The sequence below is a fragment of the Thalassospira indica genome (genome assembly GCF_003403095.1).
In the GTDB taxonomy this organism is placed as follows: Bacteria; Pseudomonadota; Alphaproteobacteria; order Rhodospirillales; family Thalassospiraceae; genus Thalassospira; species Thalassospira indica.
The window spans coordinates 205106-230940 of sequence record NZ_CP031555.1 but is presented as its reverse complement, the minus strand read 5'-3'; the positions used below and the strand labels follow the sequence as shown (position 1 = coordinate 230940).

General features: G+C 55.6%; 22 protein-coding genes. 13 read left to right on the top strand and 9 right to left on the bottom strand.

Annotation, left to right across the window (positions count from 1 at the left end; genetic code table 11):
• The first annotated feature begins 38 nt into the window (after window positions 1-38).
• The 9 genes from infB to DY252_RS01015 all read left to right on the top strand — a co-directional run bounded on the left by infB (window position 39) and on the right by DY252_RS01015 (window position 9847).
• On the top strand, window positions 39-2705 hold the full coding sequence (infB, locus tag DY252_RS01055) for a translation initiation factor IF-2 (protein WP_064787988.1): 2667 nt from the start codon (window positions 39-41) through the stop codon (window positions 2703-2705).
• Between the two features lie 17 nt (window positions 2706-2722).
• Window positions 2723-3142: a 30S ribosome-binding factor RbfA gene (gene rbfA / locus DY252_RS01050; RefSeq protein WP_064787989.1), complete on the top strand. Its 420-nt coding sequence runs from the start codon at window positions 2723-2725 to the stop codon at window positions 3140-3142.
• Window positions 3142-4068, top strand: a complete 927-nt coding sequence (gene truB, locus DY252_RS01045; RefSeq protein WP_064787990.1) for a tRNA pseudouridine(55) synthase TruB — start codon at window positions 3142-3144, stop codon at window positions 4066-4068. Before rbfA ends, truB begins: the two co-directional genes overlap by 1 nt.
• A 17-nt stretch (window positions 4069-4085) precedes the next feature.
• Window positions 4086-4355: a 30S ribosomal protein S15 gene (gene rpsO, locus DY252_RS01040; RefSeq protein ID WP_008888875.1), complete on the top strand. Its 270-nt coding sequence runs from the start codon at window positions 4086-4088 to the stop codon at window positions 4353-4355.
• Between the two features lie 210 nt (window positions 4356-4565).
• The gene (pnp, locus tag DY252_RS01035) at window positions 4566-6689 is read left to right on the top strand and encodes a polyribonucleotide nucleotidyltransferase (protein WP_064787991.1); all 2124 of its coding nucleotides are present in this window, start codon (window positions 4566-4568) and stop codon (window positions 6687-6689) included.
• A 99-nt stretch (window positions 6690-6788) separates the two neighbouring features.
• Window positions 6789-8183, top strand: a complete 1395-nt coding sequence (locus tag DY252_RS01030; protein WP_064788307.1) for an NAD(P)H-dependent flavin oxidoreductase — start codon at window positions 6789-6791, stop codon at window positions 8181-8183.
• A 190-nt stretch (window positions 8184-8373) separates the two neighbouring features.
• Complete coding sequence (gene irrA / locus DY252_RS01025; RefSeq protein WP_063086087.1) at window positions 8374-8814, top strand: iron response transcriptional regulator IrrA; 441 nt, start codon at window positions 8374-8376, stop codon at window positions 8812-8814.
• 218 nt (window positions 8815-9032) lie between these two features.
• On the top strand, window positions 9033-9467 hold the full coding sequence (locus DY252_RS01020; protein ID WP_064787992.1) for a rubrerythrin family protein: 435 nt from the start codon (window positions 9033-9035) through the stop codon (window positions 9465-9467).
• 95 nt (window positions 9468-9562) lie between these two features.
• Window positions 9563-9847 carry a YciI family protein gene (locus DY252_RS01015; RefSeq protein ID WP_064787993.1) on the top strand — a complete coding sequence of 95 codons (285 nt, stop codon included), beginning with the start codon at window positions 9563-9565 and terminating at the stop codon, window positions 9845-9847.
• A 26-nt stretch (window positions 9848-9873) separates the two neighbouring features.
• Here the strand turns inward: DY252_RS01015 and eutC are convergent, their stop codons facing one another.
• The 5 genes from eutC to DY252_RS00990 all read right to left on the bottom strand — a co-directional run bounded on the left by eutC (window position 9874) and on the right by DY252_RS00990 (window position 15217).
• Complete coding sequence (eutC, locus tag DY252_RS01010) at window positions 9874-10647, bottom strand: ethanolamine ammonia-lyase subunit EutC (protein ID WP_064787994.1); 774 nt, start codon at window positions 10645-10647, stop codon at window positions 9874-9876.
• Window positions 10648-12039 (bottom strand): ethanolamine ammonia-lyase subunit EutB, encoded by a 1392-nt coding sequence (locus tag DY252_RS01005; RefSeq protein ID WP_064787995.1) that lies wholly within the window; start codon window positions 12037-12039, stop codon window positions 10648-10650.
• A gap of 168 nt (window positions 12040-12207) precedes the next feature.
• On the bottom strand, window positions 12208-13032 hold the full coding sequence (locus tag DY252_RS01000) for an ABC transporter ATP-binding protein (protein ID WP_064787996.1): 825 nt from the start codon (window positions 13030-13032) through the stop codon (window positions 12208-12210).
• Window positions 13026-14087: a FecCD family ABC transporter permease gene (locus DY252_RS00995; RefSeq protein WP_008888884.1), complete on the bottom strand. Its 1062-nt coding sequence runs from the start codon at window positions 14085-14087 to the stop codon at window positions 13026-13028. The genes DY252_RS01000 and DY252_RS00995 overlap by 7 nt, the downstream gene beginning before the upstream one ends.
• Window positions 14087-15217: an ABC transporter substrate-binding protein gene (locus tag DY252_RS00990; RefSeq protein WP_064787997.1), complete on the bottom strand. Its 1131-nt coding sequence runs from the start codon at window positions 15215-15217 to the stop codon at window positions 14087-14089. The genes DY252_RS00995 and DY252_RS00990 overlap by 1 nt, the downstream gene beginning before the upstream one ends.
• 178 nt (window positions 15218-15395) lie before the next feature.
• Between DY252_RS00990 and DY252_RS00985 the strand changes: the two genes are divergently transcribed.
• Window positions 15396-16190 carry a class I SAM-dependent methyltransferase gene (locus DY252_RS00985; RefSeq protein WP_064787998.1) on the top strand — a complete coding sequence of 265 codons (795 nt, stop codon included), beginning with the start codon at window positions 15396-15398 and terminating at the stop codon, window positions 16188-16190.
• 20 nt (window positions 16191-16210) lie between these two features.
• Here the strand turns inward: DY252_RS00985 and DY252_RS00980 are convergent, their stop codons facing one another.
• From DY252_RS00980 to DY252_RS00970, 3 genes are all read right to left on the bottom strand, one after another.
• Window positions 16211-16672 carry an OsmC family protein gene (locus tag DY252_RS00980; RefSeq protein WP_064787999.1) on the bottom strand — a complete coding sequence of 154 codons (462 nt, stop codon included), beginning with the start codon at window positions 16670-16672 and terminating at the stop codon, window positions 16211-16213.
• Between the two features lie 18 nt (window positions 16673-16690).
• The gene (locus DY252_RS00975; protein ID WP_231959649.1) at window positions 16691-17299 is read right to left on the bottom strand and encodes a GntR family transcriptional regulator; all 609 of its coding nucleotides are present in this window, start codon (window positions 17297-17299) and stop codon (window positions 16691-16693) included.
• Between the two features lie 65 nt (window positions 17300-17364).
• Window positions 17365-19716 carry an alpha/beta fold hydrolase gene (locus DY252_RS00970; protein ID WP_064788001.1) on the bottom strand — a complete coding sequence of 784 codons (2352 nt, stop codon included), beginning with the start codon at window positions 19714-19716 and terminating at the stop codon, window positions 17365-17367.
• Window positions 19717-20084: 368 nt separating this feature from the next.
• Between DY252_RS00970 and DY252_RS00965 the strand changes: the two genes are divergently transcribed.
• Window positions 20085-21335 (top strand): MFS transporter, encoded by a 1251-nt coding sequence (locus DY252_RS00965; RefSeq protein WP_064788308.1) that lies wholly within the window; start codon window positions 20085-20087, stop codon window positions 21333-21335.
• A 60-nt stretch (window positions 21336-21395) separates the two neighbouring features.
• Complete coding sequence (locus tag DY252_RS00960) at window positions 21396-21965, top strand: CHAP domain-containing protein (protein WP_063086066.1); 570 nt, start codon at window positions 21396-21398, stop codon at window positions 21963-21965.
• Window positions 21966-22528: 563 nt separating this feature from the next.
• Here DY252_RS00960 and DY252_RS00955 read toward each other — a convergent pair.
• The gene (locus DY252_RS00955; protein WP_064788002.1) at window positions 22529-23182 is read right to left on the bottom strand and encodes a GntR family transcriptional regulator; all 654 of its coding nucleotides are present in this window, start codon (window positions 23180-23182) and stop codon (window positions 22529-22531) included.
• Window positions 23183-23310: 128 nt separating this feature from the next.
• Between DY252_RS00955 and DY252_RS00950 the strand changes: the two genes are divergently transcribed.
• Complete coding sequence (locus DY252_RS00950) at window positions 23311-25797, top strand: plasma-membrane proton-efflux P-type ATPase (protein WP_231959650.1); 2487 nt, start codon at window positions 23311-23313, stop codon at window positions 25795-25797.
• The last annotated feature ends 38 nt before the right edge of the window (window positions 25798-25835 follow it).

Here is a 25835-nt window from a genome sequence, read left to right as displayed (position 1 = left end):
TGCCCGATCCCGCAGGAAATGAGGAAGTTGAACGGATTATGAGTGATCGCGATCAGGAGAAGAAACCGCTGAGCCTCAACAGATCGAAGCTTGAATTGAGCAAGACGGTCGAGGCAGGGCAGGTTCGTCAAAACTTCTCGCATGGACGGTCAAAATCTGTGACCGTCGAAGTGCGCAAGAAGCGTACATTCGAAAAGAACGAATCCGGTCGCTTCCGTGAAGTGAAGAAGGATCTCGTTGAAGAACAGTCCCCGGCAGCAGAAAAGCCGGCACCGGAAGCAAAAAAAGAGCCGGTTGAAGAGCCGAAACCGCGTCCGGCGGTTGATGATCATGGCAATCTGACCGACAGCGAACGCGCTGCCCGTATGGCTGCTTTGAAGGCTGCTGAAGAGCGCCGCAAGCAGGACGAGGCGGATGCGGAAATCCGCGCCCGCGAAGAAGCTGCGCGCAAGGCCGAGGAAGAAGCACGCAAGGCAGAAGAAGCCAAGGCTGCTGCCGAAGCCAAACAGGAAGAAGCGCCTGCTGCGTCTGAAAACGAGTCTCCGTCTGTGGAAGAAGTCGAACAGCGCCTTGCCGCTTCGACGGCAAAAGGTAAAACTTCCAAGCCGAAGCCGGCTGCCAAACCGAAGGCCGAGGAAACCGTTATTCAAGGCGAACCGGCAGAGCCGCTTGTCCCCGAAGAACGTCGTCGTTCCGCCCCGGCAGATGGAAAATCCAAAAGCCGCAAGGAAATCGACGAGGAAAATGCCCGCGTGGCAGCCCGCAAACGTGCCGAAGAAGAAGCCGGCCGTGCGGCGCGCACCAAGGGTGACGAAGGCCGTCGTCGTGGCAAACTTTCGATCAATAATGCAATGAGCGGTGACGAAGGTGGTCGCCGTCGTTCCATGGCATCGATCAAACGCCAGCAAGCCAAAGCCAAAGCGCGTGCCCAGGGCCCGCAGAAACCGAAGGAAAAAGTCGTGCGTGATGTGGTAATCCCGGACGTTATTACTGTCCAGGAACTGGCCAACCGTATGGCTGAACGTGCCGCAGACGTGATCAAGACCCTGATGAGTCTTGGCGTCATGGCAACGATTAACCAGTCGCTTGATCCGGATACCGCACAGCTCGTGGTCGAAGAATTCGGTCACAACGTCAAACGTGTATCTGATGCCGACGTTGAAGAGTCACTGGTCAGCGTAGATGACAATGACGCGAAGCTCGTTGGCCGTCCGCCGGTCGTGACCGTCATGGGCCACGTTGACCATGGTAAAACCTCGTTGCTTGATGCCCTGCGCTCCACCGATGTTGCCGGTGGCGAGGCTGGCGGTATTACCCAGCATATCGGTGCTTATCAGGTCACCATGGCAACCGGTGCCAAGATCACCTTCATTGATACTCCGGGCCACGCCGCATTTACCGAAATGCGTTCGCGCGGTGCGAAAGTTACCGATATCGTAGTTCTGGTTGTTGCAGCCGATGATTCGGTCATGCCGCAGACCATCGAGGCAATCAGCCACGCGAAAGCTGCTGGCGTTCCGATGATTGTTGCCATCAACAAGGTCGACAAGCCGGGTGCAAATCCGAGCAAGGTGAAAACCGAACTTCTTCAGCACGAAGTTGTGGTCGAGGAAATGGGTGGTGACGTCCAAGCTGTTGAGGTCTCGGCCAAACAGCGCACCGGCCTGACCGAACTTGAAGAAGCCATTCTGCTGCAGTCTGAGGTCCTTGACCTTAAAGCCAACCCGGAACGCGTTGCCGACGGTGTTGTTGTTGAAGCCCGTATGGAAAAAGGCCGCGGTCCGGTTGCGACCGTTCTGGTCCAGCGCGGCACCCTGCGTACCGGTGACATCTTTGTCACGGGTCCGGAATGGGGTCGTGTCCGTGCCCTGATCGATGATCACGGCAACCGTGTCGCAGAAGCCATTCCGGGTATGCCGGTCGAGGTGAACGGTCTGAACGGTGTACCGTCTGCCGGTGATGACTTTGTGGTTGTTGAAAACGAAGCCAAGGCGCGTGAAGTTTCTGACTTCCGTCAGCGCCGTATTCGTGAAACCCAGGCCGCTGCAATGAAGAAATCCGCGCTTGAGAACATGTTCTCGCAGAGCGGTGACCTCAAAGAACTGCCGATCGTTATCAAGGGTGACGTACAGGGTTCTGTCGAAGCCCTTATCGGCACCTTGCAGAAACTTGGTAACGAGGAAGTGTCGGTCCGCGTTCTGCATAGCGGCGTAGGTGGTATCAACGAATCCGACGTCACGCTGGCGCGTGCATCCAATGCACTGATCATCGGCTTTAACGTGCGTGCAAACCAGCAGGCCCGTGAACAGTCGCGCCGTGACAACGTTGATATTCGTTACTATTCGATCATTTACGATGTTGCAGATGACATCAAAAAGATGCTGTCGGGCATGCTGTCTCCGGAAGTTCGCGAGAAGTTCCTGGGCTATGCGGAAATCCGCGACGTCTTTACGATTTCCGGCAACAAGATCGCCGGTTGCATGGTCACCGAGGGTATCGTCAAACGTGGCGCAGGCGTCCGCCTGCTGCGCGACAACGTTGTCATTCACTCTGGCGAACTTTCGACGCTCCGTCGCTTCAAGGACGAAGTCAAGGAAGTCCGTGAGGGCTATGAATGCGGCATGTCGTTCGCCAAATATAACGATATCCAGTCGGGCGATGTGATCGAGTGCTTCGAGAACGAGGAAATTGCCGTCGAACTGTAAGACGGTGAGGAACTGAAATGGCGAAGCAACCAGCCAAAGCACCAAGTCAGCGACAGCTCCGCGTGGCGGAAGAAATCCGTCAGGCGCTGTCGCAGGCATTGGAGCGCGGAGACATTTACGATCCGGATCTGACACGGCGCCCGGTAACCATTACGGGTGTCAATCTTTCACCGGATATGCGCAATGCCATGGTATCTTTCACCCCGCTTGGCGGCGGAGAGGCAGAAACGTCGATGAAGGCGTTGATGCGTCAGAAAGGTCATCTGCGCAACCATGTGGCCAACACGGTTCACATGAAATATGTGCCTGCATTGCGATTTGTCGAAGACAAGAGTTTTGATGTCGCTGACCATATCGGTGCCCTGCTGCGCGACCCGCATGTTGCGCAGGATCTTGTGGATGACCGGTCGGGCGACCCGGAAGATGAGGACGACTGATGGCGCGTCGCCGTCGCGGTAAAAGCATTAATGGCTGGCTGGCGGTGGACAAGCCCCTGGAGATCACGTCATCAACCGTGGTCAATCAGGTGCGCCGTCTGCTTGATGCCAACAAGGCCGGACATGGCGGGACGCTTGACCCGCTGGCGTCTGGCGTACTGCCAATTGCCTTTGGCGAAGCAACCAAAACGGTTGCCTATGTCATGGATGGCAGCAAAAGTTATCGCGTAACGCTGAAATTCGGCGAAGCGCGCAGTACGGACGATGCCGAAGGCGAGGTTATTGAAACCTCCGACCATCGCCCGACTGAAGACGAAATCAAGGCTGTGCTGGGTGAATTCATAGGTGAAATCCAGCAGGTGCCGCCAAAGTTTTCGGCGATCAAGGTCAATGGCAAGCGTGCCTATGATCTTGCGCGCCGCGATGAAGATGTGGTGCTTAAGCCGCGTCCGATTCTGATCAAGGATCTTCGACTGGTCGACATGCCAGATCGCGATCACGCCGTGTTTGACGTTGTGTCAGGCAAGGGCGCGTATATGCGATCTTTGGCGCGCGATATCTCGCTGCGCCTGGGCACCGTCGGCTATATCGCCGCGCTTCGCCGGACTTCGGCGGGGCCGTTTTCGGAAGGGAGCTCCATTCCCCTGCAGGAACTGCTGGATATGGACCCGGACGAGGTGATGAAGAAACTGCTTCCGGTTGAGACCGCGCTGGACGACATCCCGGCGCTGGCCCTGACCGAAGTCGAGGCGCAACGCCTTTCCTCTGGCCAGCCCGTCGGGCTGTTGCCGGTGGCAAAGCGCAATGCCCTTGAAAACCCCGTCGTGCAGGACGAAATCGTCTGTGCCATGCTCCATGACCGCGCTGTTGCGTTGGCTGAGATCACTGGTGGCGAAATTCGGCCTGTGCGTGTTTTTAATCTCTAAAGGCGAAAGGATGCCTGATGTCGATTACTGCTGAACGCAAAGCTGAGCTGATCAAGGAATACGGTCAGAAAGACGGTGACACCGGTTCCCCCGAAGTCCAGGTTGCTATCCTGACTGAACGGATCAAGAACCTCACCGAGCACATGAAAGAACATAACCACGACTTCCACAGCCGTCGTGGTCTTCTCATGATGGTTGGTCAGCGTCGTCGTCTGCTGAAGTACCTTCAGCGCAAAGACCAGTCGCGTTACGAGAGCGTCATTGAACGCCTCGGTATTCGCCGCTGATATCGAACTGCGGCGGAGGGTGACCTCCGCCGTCGTTTTTTTTATTGTTCCGGCGGATCGGAACACGAGAAGCAGGGTCGGATGGGCCGACCCGATGCTTACGCCGGACCCATTACTCATGGCGCTGTCATGTAAGCCTCATGAGTAATGTGTTCGGAACTCGTGTACACTTTCGGGTCCGCCAGAGGTTTGTAAGAGGAAGAGAAAATAATGTTTAATGTCGTCCGTAAGGAAATGCAGTGGGGCAATGCCAAACTGGTTCTCGAAACCGGTAAAATCGCCCGTCAGGCAGATGGTGCCGTCAAGGTTACCTACGGTGAAACCGTTGTCCTGTGTACTGCTGTTGGCGCCAAACAGCCGCGCCCGGATGTCGACTTTTTCCCGCTGACGGTTAACTACCAGGAAAAAGCATTTGCCGCTGGCAAAATCCCGGGTGGCTTCTTCAAACGTGAAGGCCGCCCGTCTGAAAAAGAAACCCTTGTTTCGCGTCTGATCGACCGTCCGATCCGTCCGTTGTTCCACCCGCAGTACCGTAACGACACCCAGATCGTTTGTACCGTTCTGTCGCACGACATGGAAAACGATCCGGACGTGGTTGCCATGATCGGTACCTCGGCGGCCCTGACCATTTCCGGTCTGCCGTTCCTTGGCCCGATTGGTGCTGCCCGCGTTGGTTACAAGGATGGTGAATACCTTCTCAACCCGTCGACCGAAGCGGTCAAGGAAAGCGATCTGGATCTGGTTGTTGCCGGTACCCGTGATGGCGTGATGATGGTTGAATCCGAAGCATCCGAGCTGTCCGAAGAAATCATGCTTGGTGCCGTGAAGTTCGGTCACGAACAGTTCCAGGGCGTTCTCGACCTGATCATTGATCTGGCCGAAGAAGCAGCCAAAGAGCCGCGTGACGTTGCAGAACTTCCGGAAGGCTACGACGCACTGGTCGAAAAGATCGCTGCGCTGGGCACCGAAAGCCTGACCGCTGCTTATGCGCATGTTGTGAAACAGGAGCGTTCGGCTGCTGTTTCTGCTGCCAAGGCAGACATCGTCGAGAAACTTGGCGATGAAGTTCCGGATGCGCTTAAAGGCAAAGTTTCCTCGATCATCAAGGATCTGGAAAAAGACATCGTTCGCGGTGCGATCCTGAAAACCGGCAAGCGTATCGACGGTCGTACCGGCGCCGACGTTCGTCCGATCATGGGCGAAGTTTCGGTTCTGCCGCGTTCGCACGGCTCCTCGATCTTCACCCGTGGTGAAACCCAGGCACTGGCTGTTGTTACCCTTGGTACCGGTCAGGACGAGCAGATCGTTGACGCGCTGGACGGTGAATACCGTGAAAGCTTCATGCTGCATTACAACTTCCCGCCTTACTCGGTTGGTGAAGCTGGCCGCATGGGTTCGCCGGGCCGTCGTGAGATCGGTCACGGTAAACTGGCATGGCGTGCCCTGCACCCGCTGATGCCGGGCAAGGATGCCTTCCCGTACACCACCCGTATCGTTTCCGAAGTCACCGAATCGAACGGTTCTTCTTCGATGGCTACCGTTTGCGCAAGCTCGCTTGCGATGATGGATGCCGGTGTTCCGCTGGCACGCCCGGTTGCGGGTATCGCCATGGGCCTGATCAAGGAAGCCGAAGATTTCGCAGTTCTGTCCGACATCATGGGTGATGAAGATCACCTTGGTGACATGGACTTCAAGGTTGCTGGTACTGAAAACGGTATTACCTCGCTGCAGATGGACATCAAGATCACCTCGGTAACCCCGGACATCATGCAGATCGCCCTGAAGCAGGCCCGCGATGGTCGTCTGCACATTCTTGGTGAAATGGCCAAAGCCCTTCCGGAAGCACGTGGTGAAGTTTCGGGCAACGCCCCGACCATCACCCAGTTCTCGATCCCGAAAGACAAAATTCGTGATGTCATCGGTTCGGGCGGCAAGGTCATTCGCGAAATCTGTGAAGAGACCGGTGCAAAGGTTGATATTGAAGATGATGGTTCGATCACTGTCGCACATACCGACGGTGCAAAAGGCAAGCAGGCCGTGGATTGGATCAAATCCATCGTTGCGGAACCTGAATTGAATCATATCTATGATGGTAAGGTCGTTAAGGCTGTCGATTTCGGCGCATTCGTGAACTTCTTTGGTGCGCGTGACGGTCTGGTTCATATTTCCGAACTGGCGCCTGAGCGTGTCAAACAGGTTTCGGACATCGTGAAAGAAGGCGACCAGGTTAAGGTCAAAGTCATCGGTTTCGATGATCGCGGCAAAATCAAACTGTCGATGAAACGTGTTGACCAGGAAACCGGTGCCGACCTCGACGCAGGCGACGCCGAATAAAGCAAACGGGATGCCGGACGACGATAAAAACGCGACGTCGTCCGGCACTCTGCGCGATGCCATAGCATCGCGGGCAAAGGCCGAATGGGAGAGACGAATTTGAAAGCCCTTAAACCGCTCGTCATGTCGGGTAAAGAAGTCTTGCCAGTTATCGAAGGTGGCAAAGGCGTTGCTGTATCGACGGGTAAAAGTTCCGGCGCATGGGCTGCTGCCGGTGGTATCGGGACTTTTTCCGCTGTGAATGCCGATTCTTATGATGAGAACGGCAATCTGGTCCCGATCGAATATGCAGGAAAAACCCGCAGTGACCGCCATCAGGAACTGATTGCCTACGGCATTCGTGGTGGTATTGCACAAGCACAGATCGCACATGAAATGCGGAACGGCGAAGGCCGTCTGCACATGAACGTATTGTGGGAAATGGGCGGTGCCGAACCGATCCTTCACGGCGTTCTTGAAGGTGCCAAAGGCCTGATCCACGGGGTAACCTGTGGTGCCGGCATGCCCTACAAGATTGCTCAGATTTCTGCGCAATACGGCGTTCACTATTATCCGATTGTCTCGTCAGCCCGTGCTTTCCGCGCATTGTGGCTGCGGGCCTATAAAAAGACCCCGGAATGGCTGGGTGGCGTGGTTTACGAAGATCCGTGGCGCGCTGGAGGCCATAATGGTCTGTCGAATTCCGAAGATCCGCTGGTGCCCGAGGATCCGTTCCCGCGTGTTGCGGCCCTTCGTGAATTCATGAACTCCGTTGGTCTGAATGATGTTCCAATCATCATGGCAGGCGGTGTCTGGTTCCTGCGTGATTTCGAAGACTGGATCGACAACCCCGAAGTGGCCCCGGTGGCCTTCCAGTTTGGCACGCGTCCGCTTCTGACACAGGAAAGCGAGATTTCCGACGAATGGAAACAGCGCCTGACCAGTCTTAAGAATGGCGACGTATCGCTGCATAAGTTCAGCCCGACTGGCTTCTATAGCTCGGCTGTGCGCAATGCGTTCCTTGAAGATCTGCATCAGCGTTCTGATCGTCAGGTACGCTATTCGCGTACCGCCGAGGCGGATCTGCATGTCGGTATTCCGCTGGGCCGTCGCGGCCGTCCGATCTATGTGCGTGAAGACGATGCCGACAAGGTCAAGGCTTGGCTTGATGCCGGCTATACCGAAGGCATGCCGACCCCGGATGACACCATGGTGTTTGTCACCCCGGAAAGCGCACTGACGATCAAGAAAGATCAGATCGACTGCATGGGTTGCCTGTCACAGTGCCAGTTCTCCAACTGGGAACAGCATGAAGGCACCACTGGCAAGCGTGCTGACCCGCGTTCCTTCTGTATCCAGAAGACGCTCCAGAGCATTGCCCATGGCGCAAAAGTTGAAAATGAACTGATGTTTGCCGGTCACAATGCCTACAAGTTTGGCGAAGACCCGTTCTACGCCAACGGTAATATTCCGACTGTGAAGGAACTGGTCGACCGCATCATGACGGGCGACTGATCCTGACATCAGACCAAATAAAAAAAGGGCCGGTTTTTACCGGCCCTTTTTGTTTGTATTTCGCAGTATTTCATCACGCGATTATAGTTGATCAAAATCAAAGAACAACGCGTCCGGGTTCTTTAGTCTGTCCCCAGCATTCATTAGGGCCATCATGATTTTGGCCCGACCACGACAAAGGGGCAAAGCTATGGGACATACATCGCGTCCATATACCAACGCGCTTAACCGGCTCAAGGATGCCAATCTGCGTCCGACGCGTCAGCGTCTGGCACTGGCACGTTTGCTGTTTGATGACGGCCATCGTCATGTCACAGCAGAACAGCTGCATTCCGAAGCCATGAGCAACAATATCAAGGTATCGCTGGCAACGGTTTACAACACGCTGCACCAGTTCACTGATGCGCGCCTTCTCAATGAAATCGTGATTGATTCGGGTCGGTCCTATTTCGATACCAACACCGAACCGCATTACCATTTCTATTGTGAAGAAGACGGCATGCTGTCTGACATTCCGGCAGGTGACGTCAAGATCGCCAACATTCCGAACATGCCCAACGGCACAGAACTGGCATCGGTTGATCTGGTATTCCGACTGCGTCGCAACCAGGCGGCGAAGGACGCAGCCTAAGACATCGCGCAGCCGTTATTTGCGCAAGCCTTGCGCAGGTGACAGGCAGATGAAATCTGACACCTGATCAGTGCAATTGCCCCTGCTCTGCTTGACGGTGGCGGATTTCACGACACATAAAGGGCGGCAAGACCACTTGGTTTTGCCGCCTTATTTTTTGCGACTTTGGCTCATACAACAACGCTGTATTGGGCGAACAATAACAAGGAACAGCGCACATGGCGCTTAAGGGAACACGTACCGAGGCAAACCTGCGCGCGGCCTTTGCCGCCGAGGCACAAACCAATCGTCGTTATCTTTACTTTGCCCAGCAGGCCGACATCGAAGGCTACACCGAGGCAGCCGAGCTGTTTCGCACCGCGGCTGAAGCCGAAACCGGCCATGCATTCGGCCATCTGGAATTTCTTGAAACAGCGGGCGATCCGTTGACTGGCAAAGAATTGGGCACCACTCGCCTGAACCTTGAAGCGGCCATCGCGCAGGAAAAGGACGAGGCCGAAACGGCTTATCCCGAAATGGCCCGCATCGCGCGTGAAGAGGGCTTAGAAGATATCGCTGCATGGTTTGAAAGCCTGGCCCGCGTGGAAGCCGCCCATGCAGATCGCATCGAACGTCTTCTTACCCGGATGGGGAGCAAAACGGACGGTGCATAAAGCTGCTTGATCGCCAAAATGTGATTTGTGATCAGCGTCGAAACGCCAGATTGTGCGTAAACCCAACCCTTAGAATCTAACAGGGAAAATCAGCAATGTTCGTTGTCTCGCTGAACTACAAGGTTCCGCTTGAACAGGTCGATGCGCATATCGAAGACCATATCGCGTGGCTAAAGCAGGCCTATGCAAAGGGTATGTTTCTGGCATCCGGGCGCAAGATCCCGCGCGATGGCGGGCTTATCCTTGCCAAGGGGGATCGTGCTGCACTGGAAGATGAACTGACCCACGATCCGTTTCACCAGCATGATCTCGCCGATTACCACATCACCGAGTTTGATCCGGTGATGGTGGCAGACGGACTTGAGGCACTTAAGGTCTAGGCGCAATTTCGGCTAATACGCGAACCCTAGCCTTCGATCAGTTCCGGGTTGGATGAGTTGTCCTTAAGCGCCACACCAGACAGACCCATCTTGCGCGATTCGACCATCAGATAAGCGATCTTTTTCGCAGCCTTTTCCGGGGTTAAGCCCGCCGAACGGATGTTGGAAACACAGTTGCGATCGGCATTAGATCGCCCGCGCCTTGGCCCCCAGGTCAGATAGCAGCCAAGTGAATCTGCACTCGAAAGCCCCGGGCGTTCGCCGATCAGCATCACTGTCAGCTTGGCACCCAGTGCCGCACCAATTTCATCCCCCAATCCGACACGTGACTGGGTGGCCAGTGTGATCGGGGCGACAGACCAGCTTTCCCCCAAGTGATCAAGGATCAGCTTCAAGGTATTTGCCGCATGGTCATGGGTGGCGCGGGCTGAAAGGCCATCGGCCAGAATGAACGCAACGTCATAGTCCCCGGCATGCTTGCCAAGTGCTGCAACAGAGTCTTCGTCCAGCAATCGGCCAAGATCGGGTCGCTGCAAATAGGTCGGTCGATCTGGTGCGGCGGAATGGACATCAAGGACTGCGTGGTCAAGCCCATCAAGCTGGTCGCGCACGGAGTTGGGTTCAAAGGCCATATGCACAGAATCCCGGGCGCGGGCATGCGCCATCTGGAATTCAAGCAACCGTTCGGTCGGCAACCCGTCGCCGACCCGGCCAAGGCCGATACGGGCATCGGTATGGGCACGAAGTGTGTTCCAGGGATCAAGGCCGCTCGGGATTTTCTTGTTGGTCAGATTGCTCATTTAAGCGGCCCCCGACCATGCCAGAAGGTTTTGCGCTGCCTGCCCGTCAAGTTGTGGACGGGTTCGGCCATGCTGATCAAGGATTTCCATCTTGCGCAGCCAGGCGGCAAATTCCGGGGCCGGTTGCAGACCCAGCACAGAGCGCAGATACATCGCATCATGGAAACTCGTGCTTTGGTAATTGAGCATGATGTCATCCGCACCGGGCACCCCGATGACGAAGTTACAGCCAGCAACGCCCAGAAGGGTCAGCAGGTTGTCCATGTCATCCTGATCGGCCTCGGCATGGTTGGTATAGCAAACATCACAGCCCATTGGCACGCCAAGCAACTTGCCACAAAAATGGTCCTCAAGCCCCGCGCGGGTGATTTGCTTGCCATCAAACAGATATTCCGGGCCGATAAAGCCGACCACGGTATTGACCAGAAGCGGCGAGTATTTGCGCGCCACTGCATAGGCACGCGCCTCGACAGTTTGCTGATCGATGCCTTCGTGGGCATCGGCCGAAAGCGCAGCACCCTGCCCGGTTTCAAAATACATGACATTGTTGCCGACCGTGCCGCGCTTAAGCCCCTTGGCGGCGTCTTCGGCCTCGGCCAGCATGGCCTGGGTGATGCCAAAGCTTTCATTGGCCTTTTGCGTGCCGGCAATCGACTGGAACACCAGATCAACCGGGGCATTGCGCGCCATAACATCAATCGCCGTCGTGACATGGGCCAAAACGCACGACTGGGTCGGGATATCGATCCGTTCGCGAACCTCATCAATCAGTTTGAGAAGCTCAATCATCGCTTCCGGGCTGTCAGTGGCCGGGTTGATGCCAATGACCGCATCGCCGCTACCATGCATCAGACCATCAAGGATCGAGGCCGCAACACCCGCGGGATCATCGGTCGGATGGTTGGGTTGCAGGCGCACTGATAGATGGCCGGGCAGGCCGACCGTATTGCGAAAGGCGGTCACGACATGGCATTTCTTGGCAACCGCGATCAGGTCTTGATTGCGCATCAGTTTTGACACCGCCGCGACCATTTCAGGCGTTAGGCCGGGGGCCAGATGTTTAAGTGCTTCGGGGGTCGCATCGTCGGTCAGAAGCCAGTTGCGAAAATCACCGACGGTCATCGAGGAAACCGGTGCAAAGGCATCTGCATCATGATCATCAATGATCATGCGCGTGACGTCGTCGTCCTCGTAGGGGACCAGTGCCTCGGTCAGAAACTGTTTAAGCGGCACATCGGCCAGCGCAAAGCGCGCTGCCACCCGTTCTTCATCCGAACTTGCCGCAAGCCCCGCCAGCAAATCGCCGGACCGAAGCGGGCTTGCCTTTGCCAACAGGGTTTTCAGGTCGGGAAAGGTAAAGCGTTCAAAACTGAATGGCGCGCCGGTCTGCAAGTTCTGCCTCCTGAAGCATGAAAGACATCGCCAGGGATTTTTGCCCCTGTTCGCAAAGGAAAACAGCGCCAAACATGACGCTGTTGCGATGCATGATCATCATTTGTCCATGGAACCAGAAAATGCCTCAAATGCAAAGTTTTTAATCACAGGGAAAGGCGCGCCTTTCTATTGTGCAGCCTGTGCGACCTCCGTCAGGGTCTTGCGGGCCGTGGCCGTATTGTGCCGACTGTTGGTTTCATCGCTCGGGCCGCGCAGGACGATATGCGGATGGCCAAGCGAATTGAGTTCGACATGCCCATCAACCTGATAGACATCGCGCAGAAGGTCGCTATCGATGACATCAGAACACGGACCGAACGCGACCATTTTGCCATTGCGGATGGCCATGGCCTGATCGCAATATTGCAGGGCGTGGTTCAGGTCGTGAATGGCGATCAGGACGATGATGTTCTGGCCCTTGGCAACATCGCGCATAAAGGACAGGACTTCCATCTGGCGATGTAGATCAAGGGCTGATGTCGGTTCATCCATCAACAGGATTTTCGGATCACGCACCAACGTTTGGGCAATGGCGACCAACTGGCGTTGCCCGCCGCTAAGTTCGCCCAAGTTACGCGCCGCGAGATCGCCAATACGAAGGGCGGCCAGAATATCGTCAATACGTGTCAGTTCATCTGCCCGGACGCGCAGGCTTGATCCCTGCTTGGCGGCCAGAATGATCGATTCATAGACCGACAGCACCGCGGTTGAGCCAGTATCCTGAGGCATATAACAAATCGTATTGCGTTCCTTGCGGTGTGATCCGAGATCAACAATACCGTCGCCCTTTGCAAGGCCGGCCACGCGGCGAAACAGGCTGGATTTTCCGGCCGCATTCGGGCCGATGACGGCAGTTACGGTGCCTGGCTGGATGGTCGGGGTGGTAACGTCAGATACCACCTGCACCTTGCCATAACGGGTTCCGATATTTTCGAGACGCAGCGTTACCATGATTTCCTCCGACTTGCGAAAATCAGCGAGAAGAAGAAGGGTACACCGACAAGGGCGGTAATCACCCCGATGGGCAGGATGGCGCCCGGGATCAGCAGCTTTGACAACACGGACGTTGCCGACAGGATCAGGGCACCGCACAGGATTGATGCCGGTAGGAAGAAGCGTTGATCTTCACCCACCAGCATGCGGGCAATATGCGGCCCGACAAGCCCGATGAAGCCAATGGTGCCGACAAAGGAAACCGGAATGGCGGCCAGAAGGCTGACAATCAGCATGGTGCGCAGACGAAGCCCCTGCACATTCACCCCAAAGCTTTCCGCCTTGGCATCGCCTAGACGAAGGGCGGTCAGTGCCCATGCCTGACGGGCAAACAGCGGAATGGCGATAACGACCGCGATGGCGGTGACCGCCACCTTGGTCCAGGTCGCCTTGACCAGTGACCCCATGGTCCAGAAGACAACAGCCGCAAGGGCCTGTTCACTTGCCAGATACTGCAACAGGGCCAGAAGCGCATTGAAGGTGAAGACCAGCGCAATGCCAAGCAACACGATGGTTTCAACCGTTACACCACGCATGCGGCTGAAGAAATGAATGATCAGGGCCGTGCCCATCGCCATGATGAAGGCATTGAGCGGAATGATGAATTCAACAAAGGCCGGTAGAAGGGCGACCCCCAGTACAAGTGCCAGTGCCGCGCCAAACCCGGCGGCGGCCGAAATGCCCAGCGTAAACGGGCTTGCCAGCGGATTGGCAAGGATTGTCTGCATTTGTGCGCCAGCGGTCGACAGCGCCGCGCCCACGGTCAACGCCATCAGGGCGACCGGCATGCGGATATCCCAGATCACCACGCGTAACTGATCAGTCGCCGACGAAGGATCAAGCAGGGTGGCGATCACGTCTGATAACGGATAGTTCGCCGGACCCGTTGCCAGATCAATGGCAAATGAAAGAAACAATGCGCCCGCCATTGCAAGCAGGAGCATGAAACGACGCAGGGAGCGTGCCTTGTAATGCACGCTCCCGGCTTCGATACTGAGTTGGTTGGTCGTCATTAGTTTGCGGCTGTATCGCTGATCGAGATGAAGTAGCCCGGCTGGTAATCCAGCGGCAGGAAGCGTTCGTGCAGTTCCTTGAAGGTTGCTTCCGGATCGATATCGGCAAACAGGTCCGGGTGGAACCATTTTGCCATCTGTTCGATCACTACGAACTGGTACGGGCTGTTATAGAACTGGTGCCAGACAGCGTGAATTTCGCCGTTTTCGACCGCCTTGATGCCGGTGAAGGCCGGGTGTTCCATCAAGCCAACCAGTTTGCGGCGTGCTTCAACCATATCGGCATCCGGGCCAAGACCGACCCATGCACCACCCGGGGAATAGGCTTCCCAGCTGGCACCGGTGCCAACGAACTGATCGGGGTTGGAGGCCACAACCTGTTCCGGGTTGATCGTGCCAAAGGTGCCCGGGATGATGGATGCCGCGATGTTCACGCCGCCAGCCATTTCGACCATGGTGCCGAAGTTCTCGTTACCAAACGACATGCAGCATTCATCGGAATAACCCGCAGCACGTTCAATGAAGACTTGCGGTTTTTCCGGATTTGCCTTGGCAATGCGATCGGTCACGTTCTTGATGCTGTCAGAACGGAATTTGATGAATTCGGCCGCACGATCTTCCTTGCCGGTCAGTTGGCCAAGGATCTTCATGCTGGTATCGGTGTTTTTCATCGGCGCTTCGCGGAAGTCGATATAGACCAGCGGAATGCCGACAGCGGCGAGTTTTTCGTCAAAACCGCCGTCTTCGGTGGCAGCCTTGGCTTCAAGGTTCATGATCACGACATCCGGATTAACCGAAATGGCCTGTTCGATGTCGAACGTGCCGTCTTTAATGCCGCCAAAGGTCGGAATGTCATCAATGCGCGGGTATTTCGCAGCATAGATGTCATAGGTCTGCGGATCAGCCTTTTTCAGGTCATCGCGCCAGCCGACAACGCGCTGGAACGGGTCTTCACTGTCGAGCGTCGCCAGACCATAGATCAGGCGGCCTTCGCCCAGAATGACCTTCTGAACTGGTACTTCGACTGTAACTTCACGTCCGGTAACGTCGGTCACCGTGACCGATTCTGCTGCCTGTGCGGTGCCTGTGACCAGCATGGTCAGAGCAGCAAATACACCCAAAAATTTCATTCCCGTTCCCTCAGATTAGGATTGCCTGTCGAGCGATTTATCAGTTATTGAGAATGAAAATCAATCTTTTTCGCAATGATAATGCAAATCATTTGTTTTTAGTGATTGCGCAATTATCGCTGTGAGATTTAACTAGCCCGCAGAAATCCGGGTATTCCGTCAAGAGAGCATCAAGACCATGAATCAGGCCAGCAACTTCAACCTGCGCGAAGAGATCAAGGAATATTGGTCGATGCGCGCGGCCACCTTCGACGAGCAGCCCGGGCACGAGATTTTCTCAGAAGCCGAACGCAGCGCGTGGCATACCTTGTTTGAGCGTCATTTTGGCAAGGGCGACGGGCGCAAGGCGCTTGATCTGGCAAGTGGCACCGGGGTTATCAGCCATCTGATGCATGATCTTGGATTTAACGTGACCGGCATGGACTGGTCGGAGGCGATGCTTGAAAAGGCGCGCGCCAAATCAAGGGAACGCGGATCAAAAATCACTTTCCTGCTGGGCGATGCGGAAAGTACCCTTGAAGCAGATAACAGCTATGACGTGATCGTCACCCGCCATCTGGTCTGGACGCTGGTTGATCCCGCTACTGCCTTTGCCGAATGGTTCCGGGTTCTTAAACCCGGTGGGAAGCTTTTGGTGGTTGATGGTGATTTTGTCTCCCCAACCTGGGCGACGAAATTCAACAAGGCGATGGCGGGTTTCCTTGAAACCCTTGGTTTGCGAAAACCGGTCGAGGCGATTGCACAGATGCAGACCCATCAAGATATTCTGGCCCGCGTGCATTTTTCAAACGGGGCACGTGCCGAAGATGTTGCATCCATGTTACGCCAAACCGGGTTCGATCCGATTGCGGTGGATTTCGATCTGAAACGCATTCACAGCGCGCAGAAAAAACACATCAGCTTCGCCAAGGGCCTGGAACGCGGCGCACAGCATCGCTATGCCATCTGCGCGCAAAAACCGTTGGAAGCTTAGGCTGTTTGCAAAAGTTGTGTTTAGCGGACCGGCTCGGTCAGGACTTCGGTCTTGACCGAATTGGCCAAAAAACAAGCTTCGTGGGCGCGGTGATGCAGCTCATCCTCAAGCGCAACATCAGGTGCTGTGCCACCATAGGTGACTTTTGGCTTCAAGGTGACCTTGGTGATCATGGTCTTGCCATCCATCGTTTCCATGATGCCGCTGGCATCATCGACATAGCCGTCAATCAAAAGCCCCGCATCGGATGCGAAATGCAGGAAGAACAGCATGTGGCAGCTTGAAAGGGCGGCGACAAAGGCTTCTTCGGGGTCGACATTTTCTTCGACCGAATAGGGCAGGGGCACCACATGTGGCGATGAGGATGCCGGGACTTCCACCCCGCCGTCAAACCGCCAGATATGACCGCGCGAATAGCGACGATCGGTGAAAGTTTCGCATTCCTTGCGCGTCCAGATGACTTCTGCGCCAAAACTGCTCATGGTGGGGCTCCTCGGTCTTCAGGACTTATCAATCGGGATCAGGCTTCCGGCAGTGACACCGATATGGGTGGTCAAAACCTTACGCGCGGTCGCAATGTCCCCGGCCTCAAGGGCGGCGAGGATCTGCTCATGTTCTTCATAGAACGCGCTTCGCGGTCGTGACCCCTTGGGTTGCAGGGCGTAGGCACGTTTGGCCTCTCCGCGAAATCCATCGATCATCGACAGCAGCCTTTGATTGCCGCATGCGCCATACAGGGTCGCGTGGAATTCCTGATCAAGCGCTGCCAGCATGTCGGGATCTTCTTCTTCAAACAGATCTTTGTTCAGGCGACGCGCCTTACGCAGTGCTGATGGGCTCAGGTTAGGTGCAGACAGCTCAAGTGCACTGATCTCGAGCGAAATGCGAATCTGACAAAGCTCCTGTACGTCTTTGTTGCGCAATCCAGTGACCGCAAGACTTCTATCCGGGCGTTTTTCGAGCAAACCGGATTCGTGAAGCCGTTCAAGGGCGTGGCGAATCGGCTGGCGGCTTACGCCAAAGCGCGCAGCGAGATTTTCCTGCTTAAGCACCGTACCGGGGGGCAAGCTACCAGCTTCGATCTCTTCGCGAAGTGCTGTTGTGATCATGTTTGTATCCATGGATCCAAACTATGATGCGTAAGATTTTTCGTCAAGAAAAACAGAGCGCAGTATCACTCTGCGGGGATGGCTTCTGTATGAGCGTCCTGCAGGTCGCAGTGGCTTTGCACAAAGGCGATAATCCGGTCATGTGCGCCGTCGATGTCTTCGTTAACAATGCCGTGACGATCGGATTTCAGCATCTGGACATCAATGTCGCTGGCGTTGGTTGCCAGACGCCGGATCATGGTCGCACTGGCGGGATCGACGACCTTGTCGCCATCACCTTGCAGGATCAGGGTTGGGCAATCGAGATCCGGCAGGCGCCGCTGCATCTCGGCCACGGTCTGGCGCAATTGATGCAGTCCGCCGATCGGAATGTTGCGATAATTGATCTCGGGATGCTCGGATTCGTTGGGCCGGAAACTGAGAAGTTCCTGCGCGGATGGCATCCATCCCATCAGTTTGTTCGCACCATAAAGCAGTGGCACAAACATCAGATTGCGATTGCGGAACTTAAGCGGCGTACTGGCAAGGACAAGGGCGCGCAGTTTTTCCGGTTTATCAGCGGCATGAATGACGGATAGCGCCCCGCCGGTTGAAAACCCGACAATGATCACCTGATCGCAAAACGGGGCCAGGATTTCATAGCCGCGCCGCACGGATGCCAGCCAATAGGTCCATTTGCGTTTTTGCAACTCATGAGGTGATGTGCCGTGCCCGGCAAGCCGTACCCCCATCACCGCCTGACCCAAGGCGGCAAATTTTTCGCCCAGTTCGCGAAGCTCTGCTGGAGATGCCAGAAAGCCATGCACCAGCAACACCCCACAGGCAAAGCGCGTCTGCCCGTTGGGCAGCAGCAAATAGGGGCGGCTGTCAGCAGTGGCGGTTTCTTGGGCGTTGATTGCGTCATATTTCGGTTTCTGGAACTTGGTGTGGTTCCACTGCCAGGCCAGAATTTCATCATCAAAGCGGCGATGGGCAATGTCGGTGGGGCTCAGGTGGTCGACCTCGATCCGGGCGCGTTCAAGGGCCTGCCAAGCGGCATGGATCGGGGCCATTTCGTTGGCATAGACCATGATCGGGTTGTCCATGCGGATCTGATCAAAGGTTGCCTCGGCCTGTAATTTTGGCAGGAAGCAGTATTTCTGATCGCGACGTTCAATCAGGCCAAGCTGAACCGCACTGTCGATAAAGAAGCGGATTTGCGGACAATTGAGCTCAAAAATACCGACATAGTCGGCGGGATTGCGCATGCCGCGATGAAGATGGACGTTTTCAGCCTGCTGGATATTCTTGATCGCGAGATAAAGTGTTCTGTCGAAATGGCTTATATCAACTTCGGTTACGCCATCCTCAAGCCACATCATGATCAGGCGCGATGCCAGGTGGCTGACATTGATCGTCAGATTGGAATACATCACCGACATGCAATGATCGCGCAGCGGCTTGATATGCCGGGTGATGGCAAATTGCGGGACGCGTTCGGTGATCTTTTCAAGGGTCTTGGCCGGTTTGAACAGATCATCAATGCAGGTGGCCTGCTCAACCCGCTTGGCAAGCAGCCTGCGGTCCAGCCAATTAAACTGATCGCGCGGATTGACCGGATCGCCCAACCGGATGTCCATATCGGTCTTCTTGAACATCAGATTGCCTTCGATGATCATTTCCTCGGCCATTTTGGGGCTCAGCCCGCCGGTAAACATGTCAGCTGCGCGTGCCAAAAGGTTCTGATCAACGCGCAGCGGATGGAAGGTAATGTTGGCCGGAAACATCAAGGTCGGCTTGGCAAGGCTTGTGCGCAGGTCATCTTCACTGCGTTCCAGAAGGTCGGCCCAACGGCTGAGTTCGTCGGCTTTGCCCCGATCAATCAGGGTTGATAGCCCGATCTTGAAGCCATCAATGCAAAGCCCAAGCAAGGCCGCACCGGTATGGTGGGCGCGCCTGGTATCTGCCGATCTGGAATAGACGCTGTAATCAGGGCGTTTGGGGTGTGGCCGTATGTCGGTCAGAACCCGGCGATCCTTGACCATGCCGCCTTCGGGAAAGACTACGACCTTGCCACCCCGCAGGACTTCCTCGGCCAGAAACGGCAACAGGCGTTCATAGTTATTGGGAACCCCACCAAGCGCCCGGAGATAGCGTGAAAAGGTATTGTCCTGAACAAAAAACTCGCCCGATGCGATCGACCGGCAATAGACCCCGGTTTCAAGCGCGATCAGGTATTGCGGGATAAATGTTTCAAACCGGGCGAAGTGATTGAACATGAAAATGTCGCCCTGCGACAGATGGTCGCGCGGCCCGTGCATCTTGATGTTGATGTCAATATTGGCCCGCAAAGCCGTCATCGCGCGAAGGGTCCATTCGCAGGTCTTCGGATTGATGGCGAACTTTTCACGTTCGATATCGCGGAATGTCTGAACCATGCGTGGAAATATCCCGGCCGGAGGTCTAACCCAGTATAAGACGTTGGTTTCTTGGACGATTTTATCAGTTTTTTTTATAAGGTGTCGGTTAAGATAGATATGTGTTGCAATCCCCGGTTTTGGAAGGCGTGCAATCTTCGATTTGTCACGAATTGGTGTCAGAACGGCACGTCTTTCGTATAATGAAACATCGGCGTACTAGTCTGCTCGCTGGTTTCCATCAAATCCGGGCCGGTCATATCCTCTGCCACCAATATGATGACCGCAAACCCGGTTTGTGATCGCCCACCATGATTGGAGGCCTTGTGCCTGTTCCCGACCCTGCCCCACATCCATCCAAAGGCTCGGACCAAAACAATCCTGATTGTGTGCCTGCCACTGATCAGGATGGCGGACAAAGATCGATTTTTTCCGATCGGAATTTTGTGCTGTTTCTTGTCGGGCAATGCATCACGACACAAGGATTGTGGATTCAGAAAATCGCCATGTCGTGGCTGGCATGGTCTCTGACCGGATCGGCCCTTTGGACCGGGGTGATTGCCGCGCTTAATTTTGCCCCTGCCTTTTTCCTTGGGCCGATTTTCGGCGTGATGGCTGATCGGGTCGATTTGCGACGCACGGCCATGTTGCTTAATCTTGGGCAGGCTGCGGTTTCGTTCCTTTTGATGGGGCTGTCCTATGCCGACATGATGACGTTACCGTGGATGGTCACACTTGCCGGATTGATGGGGATTCTTGGCAGTGCAATGACGCCGATCCGGTTGTCGCTGGTGCCGGTGATTGTACCGCGTGCCTTCATGAATCGCGCGGTCGCCTATGCGGCGATGAATTTCAATATCTCACGTCTGGTCGGGCCTGCGGTTGGTGGGGTGGTGATTGCCACCTGGGGCACCGGGGCAGCCTTTATGATTAACGCAATCAGTTATCTTCCGATGGTGTTTGTCATTTCGGTGGTCACCATTCATATGGAACGCGCACCCGATGCCAAAAGCCGCCGTATCTGGACATCGCTTGTCGACGGGGCAAATTATGCGCTCAATCATCCGATGATCCGATCAGTTCTGGCGCTGTCCTGCTTTGTCTCGCTGTTCGGGACCGGCATGGTTGAACTGATGCCGGTCTTTGCCGAGGCGGTTTATGACCGCGGGGTCACGGGTCTTGGCATGCTGGCATCGAGTGCGGGAATTGGGGCGGTGACATCGACCTTTATCCTGTCGCGGATTTCATCAGATGCTATTGCCTATCAAAGGGTGACTATCCTTGGGGCGTTTGCGGCCGCCGTCGGCATGACAGGACTTGGTTTTGCGCCGTGGTACGAGCTTGCCGTGCCTTTGGTCACCCTGACGGGCGGTGGCTTGACCCTTGTCGGGGTGGGATCACAAACAGCCTTGCAGCTAACTGTTGATAATCGCCTGCGGGGTCGGGTGATGAGTTTCTGGAGTGCGACCAGTTTTGGTGGCATGGCGCTGGGCGGGACACTTCTTGGCGCGATTTCAGAGGCCGGTGACATTCAATATACGGCGCGTGGTTCTGGCGTTTTGATCCTGTGTGCGGCCTGTGTCGGGCTTTGGCGACTTTATCGCATCGGGGCGCTGGCGCGTTCGGGTGCATTGCGGTAAAGGATTGTTAAGGCCTGCCGACCTATGGTGGCTCATTGTGAGAGGATCGGGGATTTCCAGATGCGTTTGCTTGGTATTGTCGGACTGTGTTTGTTGCTTTCGGCGTGTTTTAGCACTGGTAATTCGGCACCACGTGCGTCCGGCCCGATGCCAAGTGACACGGTTCAGACCCTTGCCAGCGTCAATCTGCCGTCCTCACGCCTGAACAGTTTCGCCCCGACCAACAAGTTCCTGCAATGCGTTCCTTATGCCCGCGAAGTATCCGGTATCGAGATTTATGGCGATGCCTGGACATGGTGGGCGCAGGCCGGGCAGAAGAACTTCCAGCGCGGTAACCGCCCGCAAATCGGTGCCGTTCTTGCGCTTCGCAAGACATCCCGTCTGAAGCTGGGCCACGTTGCAGTGGTTTCAGCCATCCTTGATAGCCGCAAGATCCTTGTGAACCATGCCAATTGGGGTAGCGATTCGCGTACCCGCGGCAAGGTGCATTATCGCCAGCCGGTTGTTGATGTATCCCCCAACAATGACTGGTCCGAAGTGCGGATGATGAACACGCTTGGCACATTCGGAAGCATGTATCCAGCCCACGGCTTTATCTATCAGCCGCGCGAGACTGCAGAGGCGAACTAAGCCACTGCACCGTCGGCGCGTCGCTGGCGCCAAAAACTCTCCCGACATCACGAAAGAAAAGTGGCGAAGCCCCCACGGATAGAGAGCTTCGCCAATTAAACCCGTGCGGGCGGCACGGGTTCGGGGGTTGAACCCGACAAGGCTTGCCAGAAACGCCTTTCTGGCAGAGCAGGATCACGGTGCGAGGCGATTTCGAGCATCCGTTTCGATACTGATTACCAGCACGGCAGATAATCACTGATCCCTTCTGGCACGCCTTGAATTCAAATTATCTATAAAATGACGGTTTCTATGATAATTACGCCGGGATCGAGTGCTGAAATCAACTGCAAAATCGAAAGAAAGGTGTGATTCTTCGCGGAATCCACATCTGTCTTGGATAATGCACTGATTTTAAATAATAAATATTATCTATAAAATAGCGGTTTGAGCGCAATAGGGACGGCTGAGACGCGCATTTTCTGTGCGTGTCGTTCTGAATCGGCGCCTTCGTGCGTCGTTCCGCCCCTTTGGGGTCGTAAACCGGGCAGGCATGGAGAAAATTTCACGTCGGGGACGTGTCGTCAGGCAGGGGTTTGCGGGCGCGCCGTTTTGCCGGATTTATTGCCAATCCATTTCACATGTCGGGCAAGGGTGGCGGCAGCAACATCAATCTGATTGCTGCGCAGTGCGGCAAGGATCGCGCGGTGGTCCTGATCGGTCGGGGCTTCCCATTCCATGCGAAAGCCCGAAAATAAAAATCGCGCACTGGCGGCATGCAGATCATCAATCGTCGTAAGCAACCGAGGCATGCCGCAAGGTTCCAGGATGACACGGTGAAACGCCCTGTTGGCCTGTTCCCAGCCTTGGACATCAGTGGCATTTTCGCCTGCGCGATTATGGGCCTCTGCCACATCAAGAATTTCAGGTGTCAAATGCGGGGCAGCTTGGCGTAGTGCCAGAACTTCGAGGGACGCCCGCATTTCCGCGACTTCGCGTACCTCGGCGACATCAAAGCTGGCAACCCGGACACCACGCCGAGGTTCGCTGACCGCAAGGCCTTGCGCCTCCAGCCGACGAAACGCCTCACGCACCGGAACGTGGCTGGCGCCGAATTCCTCGGCGAAGTGGTCTTGACGCAGTTTCATGCCCGGTGCGAATTCGCCCGAAATGATCCGTTCCGCCAGCGCCCGGGTAATGCGACCCGCGACCGTGGTGTCTGTGGTGGTCTTTGTCATGTTTTATAGATAATTTGTGACACCTGATTTGTCGACCTGATTGATATGCAACAATGTTGTGCGCTGCAATATACTCTAGAAACATTGCAGTTCCCCAAATTGCCAACAGCGGCTCAGAGGGTGTCATCATGATGGAACAAACTGCCAAACGCGATAACCCCCACATTGACCCGTCCCTGCTTGAGACAGACCCGAAAACCGGGCTTGGACAAGACGAGGTAAAAAGGCGGACTGAGAAGTTCGGCGAAAATCGCCTGAAGGATGATCAGATCAGCGCGCTTAAAAAGCTTTTGTCGTTCTTTTGGGGGCCGATCCCGTGGATGATCGAAGTTGCCGCCATCCTTTCGGCTGTTGTGCAGCATTGGTCGGACTTTGCGATCATCATGGTGATGCTGGTGCTTAATGCCGGGGTTGGCTTCTGGCAGGAATTCAAGGCAGACAACGCCATCGCTGCGCTCAAACAGCGCCTTGCCCCGGATGCACGCGTGTTGCGCGATGGCGCTTGGTCGGATCTTCCGGCCCGTGAACTGGTGCCGGGCGACATCATCCGCATCAAGCTTGGCGATATCATTCCGGCCGATGCCAAGCTGCTTTCAGGCGATTATTTGCGTGTCGATCAGTCTGCCCTGACCGGTGAGTCGCTGGCGATTGATAAGAAAATCGGGGACGAGGTCTTTTCCGGCGCCATTGCCCGACAGGGGCAGATGACGGCCATGGTCACCGCGACCGGCATGGCGACCTATCTTGGCCGGACGGCAAGTCTGGTCAAAGGTGCCGGTAAACAATCGCATTTTCAGCGCGCGGTTCTACGCATTGGCAACTTCCTGATCCTGATCACGCTGGGTCTGATTGCACTGATCATGACGGTTGCCTTGCATCGTGGCGATCCGTTGATGGAAACCTTGCTGTTTGCCTTGATCCTGGCGGTGGCGGCAATTCCGGTGGCCTTGCCAGCGGTTCTTTCGGTGACACTCGCGGTGGGGGCGGAAAAGCTGGCGCGGATGAAGGCGATTGTGTCGCGCCTTGTCTCGATCGAGGAACTGGCCGGGATGGATATCCTTTGTTCTGACAAGACCGGGACATTGACGCAAAACCATTTAACCGTCGGAACCCCGGTCCTGATTGATGCCAAGGATGAATGCGATCTTATCCGTACCGCCGCATTGGCATCAGAGGCCGACAGCCACGATCCGATTGATAGCGCGGTCTTTGCCATCCTTGGCAATCGCGCAAAGCTTGATGGCTATGACATCACCAGTTTTCGGCAGTTTGATCCGGTACGCAAACGGGCCGAAGCGGAGGTTACGCATGATGGCCAGACCATCATGGTCGCCAAGGGGGCGCCGCAGGCGGTTTTGGCTTTGCTGTGTGAGGATGAGATATCGGATATCGAAAGTGTCGCGGCCTACCGTGCGGTGATGGATGCGATCAAAACCATGGCAGAGCACGGATACCGTGCGCTTGGTGTCGCCCGCACCGATAAAGACGGCAACTGGCAGTTTCTGGGGTTGTTGCCGCTGTTTGATCCGCCGCGTGAGGACGCGGCATCAACCATTGCGGAACTGCGCAACAAGGGTGTTGATATCCGGATGATCACCGGCGATCACGAGGCGATTGGCCGCGAAGTCGCCGGCCAGCTTGGATTGGGGCAAAACATCCTGCCCGCAGATGCGGTGTTTGATCGCAACAATCACGCACTTGATCAGGTAATGATCGAGCAGGCAGATGGCTTTGCCCGCGTCTTTCCTGAACATAAATACGCGATTGTCCGTCAGTTTCAGGACCGCGGCCATATTGTCGGCATGACCGGCGACGGGGTGAATGATGCCCCTGCCTTAAAACAGGCCGATATCGGCATTGCGGTTTCAAATGCCACCGATGCGGCGCGTGCGGCGGCCGATCTTGTTCTGACCGCGCCGGGTATTTCGGTGATTACCAGCGCAATTGAAGAATCGCGGCGTATTTTCGAACGCATGGGCAGCTACGCCACTTTCCGGATTTCAGAGACGATCCGGGTTCTGCTGTTCATGACGATTTCGATTCTGGTGTTTGATTTCTACCCGGTCACGGCGGTGATGATCGTGTTGCTGGCGTTGCTCAATGACTTCCCGATCATGATGATTGCCTACGACAATGCCGAGGTTGCCGAACACCCGGTGCGATGGAATATGGGCAACACCCTGACCATGGCATCCCTTTTGGGTGCTATCGGCGTGACATCATCCTTTGCCTTGCTTTGGGTGTCGGAAACCTGGCTGCACTTGCCGCCGGAAGAAGTCCAGACACTGGTGTTTCTCAAGCTTCTGGTGGCGGGGCATCTGACGATTTACCTGACCAGGCACAAAGGGTTTTTCTGGCAAAAACCCTATCCCAGCATGAAGCTGTTTCTGGCAACCGAGATAACCCAGATCATCGGCACGCTGGCGGCTGTCTATGGCTGGTTTGTGCCAGCGATTGGCTGGTATCACGCGCTGGTGGTTTGGGGATATGCGCTGTGCTGGTTTGTGGTGGCGGGCTGTATCAATGTTTGGGTCTATCGGCTTCTGACCCATCGCCATCATAGTCATCACAGTCATCTGGCCCGAGTTGAAGGATCGCTTCATCGCCACCGATAAGGTCGGCACATCCGCAAACAAAAAGCCGGACCATTTGT

Bases quoted from the DNA above. Each gene is read 5' to 3' on its own strand.
- DY252_RS01015 (WP_064787993.1), top strand. From the start codon at position 9,563: ATGTTCGTTGTCTCGCTGAACTACAAGGTTCCGCTTGAACAGGTCGAT.
- DY252_RS00985 (WP_064787998.1), top strand. From the start codon at position 15,396: ATGAATCAGGCCAGCAACTTCAACCTGCGCGAAGAGATCAAGGAATAT.
- DY252_RS00990 (WP_064787997.1), bottom strand. From the start codon at position 15,217: ATGAAATTTTTGGGTGTATTTGCTGCTCTGACCATGCTGGTCACAGGC.
- rpsO (WP_008888875.1), top strand. From the start codon at position 4,086: ATGTCGATTACTGCTGAACGCAAAGCTGAGCTGATCAAGGAATACGGT.
- rbfA (WP_064787989.1), top strand. From the start codon at position 2,723: ATGGCGAAGCAACCAGCCAAAGCACCAAGTCAGCGACAGCTCCGCGTG.
- DY252_RS01020 (WP_064787992.1), top strand. From the start codon at position 9,033: ATGGCGCTTAAGGGAACACGTACCGAGGCAAACCTGCGCGCGGCCTTT.
- DY252_RS00970 (WP_064788001.1), bottom strand. From the start codon at position 19,716: ATGGTTCAGACATTCCGCGATATCGAACGTGAAAAGTTCGCCATCAAT.
- irrA (WP_063086087.1), top strand. From the start codon at position 8,374: ATGGGACATACATCGCGTCCATATACCAACGCGCTTAACCGGCTCAAG.
- truB (WP_064787990.1), top strand. From the start codon at position 3,142: ATGGCGCGTCGCCGTCGCGGTAAAAGCATTAATGGCTGGCTGGCGGTG.
- DY252_RS01000 (WP_064787996.1), bottom strand. From the start codon at position 13,032: ATGGTAACGCTGCGTCTCGAAAATATCGGAACCCGTTATGGCAAGGTG.
- DY252_RS00950 (WP_231959650.1), top strand. From the start codon at position 23,311: ATGATGGAACAAACTGCCAAACGCGATAACCCCCACATTGACCCGTCC.
- eutC (WP_064787994.1), bottom strand. From the start codon at position 10,647: ATGAGCAATCTGACCAACAAGAAAATCCCGAGCGGCCTTGATCCCTGG.
- DY252_RS00975 (WP_231959649.1), bottom strand. From the start codon at position 17,299: ATGATCACAACAGCACTTCGCGAAGAGATCGAAGCTGGTAGCTTGCCC.
- DY252_RS00995 (WP_008888884.1), bottom strand. From the start codon at position 14,087: ATGACGACCAACCAACTCAGTATCGAAGCCGGGAGCGTGCATTACAAG.
- infB (WP_064787988.1), top strand. From the start codon at position 39: ATGAGTGATCGCGATCAGGAGAAGAAACCGCTGAGCCTCAACAGATCG.
- DY252_RS00955 (WP_064788002.1), bottom strand. From the start codon at position 23,182: ATGACAAAGACCACCACAGACACCACGGTCGCGGGTCGCATTACCCGG.
- pnp (WP_064787991.1), top strand. From the start codon at position 4,566: ATGTTTAATGTCGTCCGTAAGGAAATGCAGTGGGGCAATGCCAAACTG.
- DY252_RS00960 (WP_063086066.1), top strand. From the start codon at position 21,396: ATGCGTTTGCTTGGTATTGTCGGACTGTGTTTGTTGCTTTCGGCGTGT.
- DY252_RS00980 (WP_064787999.1), bottom strand. From the start codon at position 16,672: ATGAGCAGTTTTGGCGCAGAAGTCATCTGGACGCGCAAGGAATGCGAA.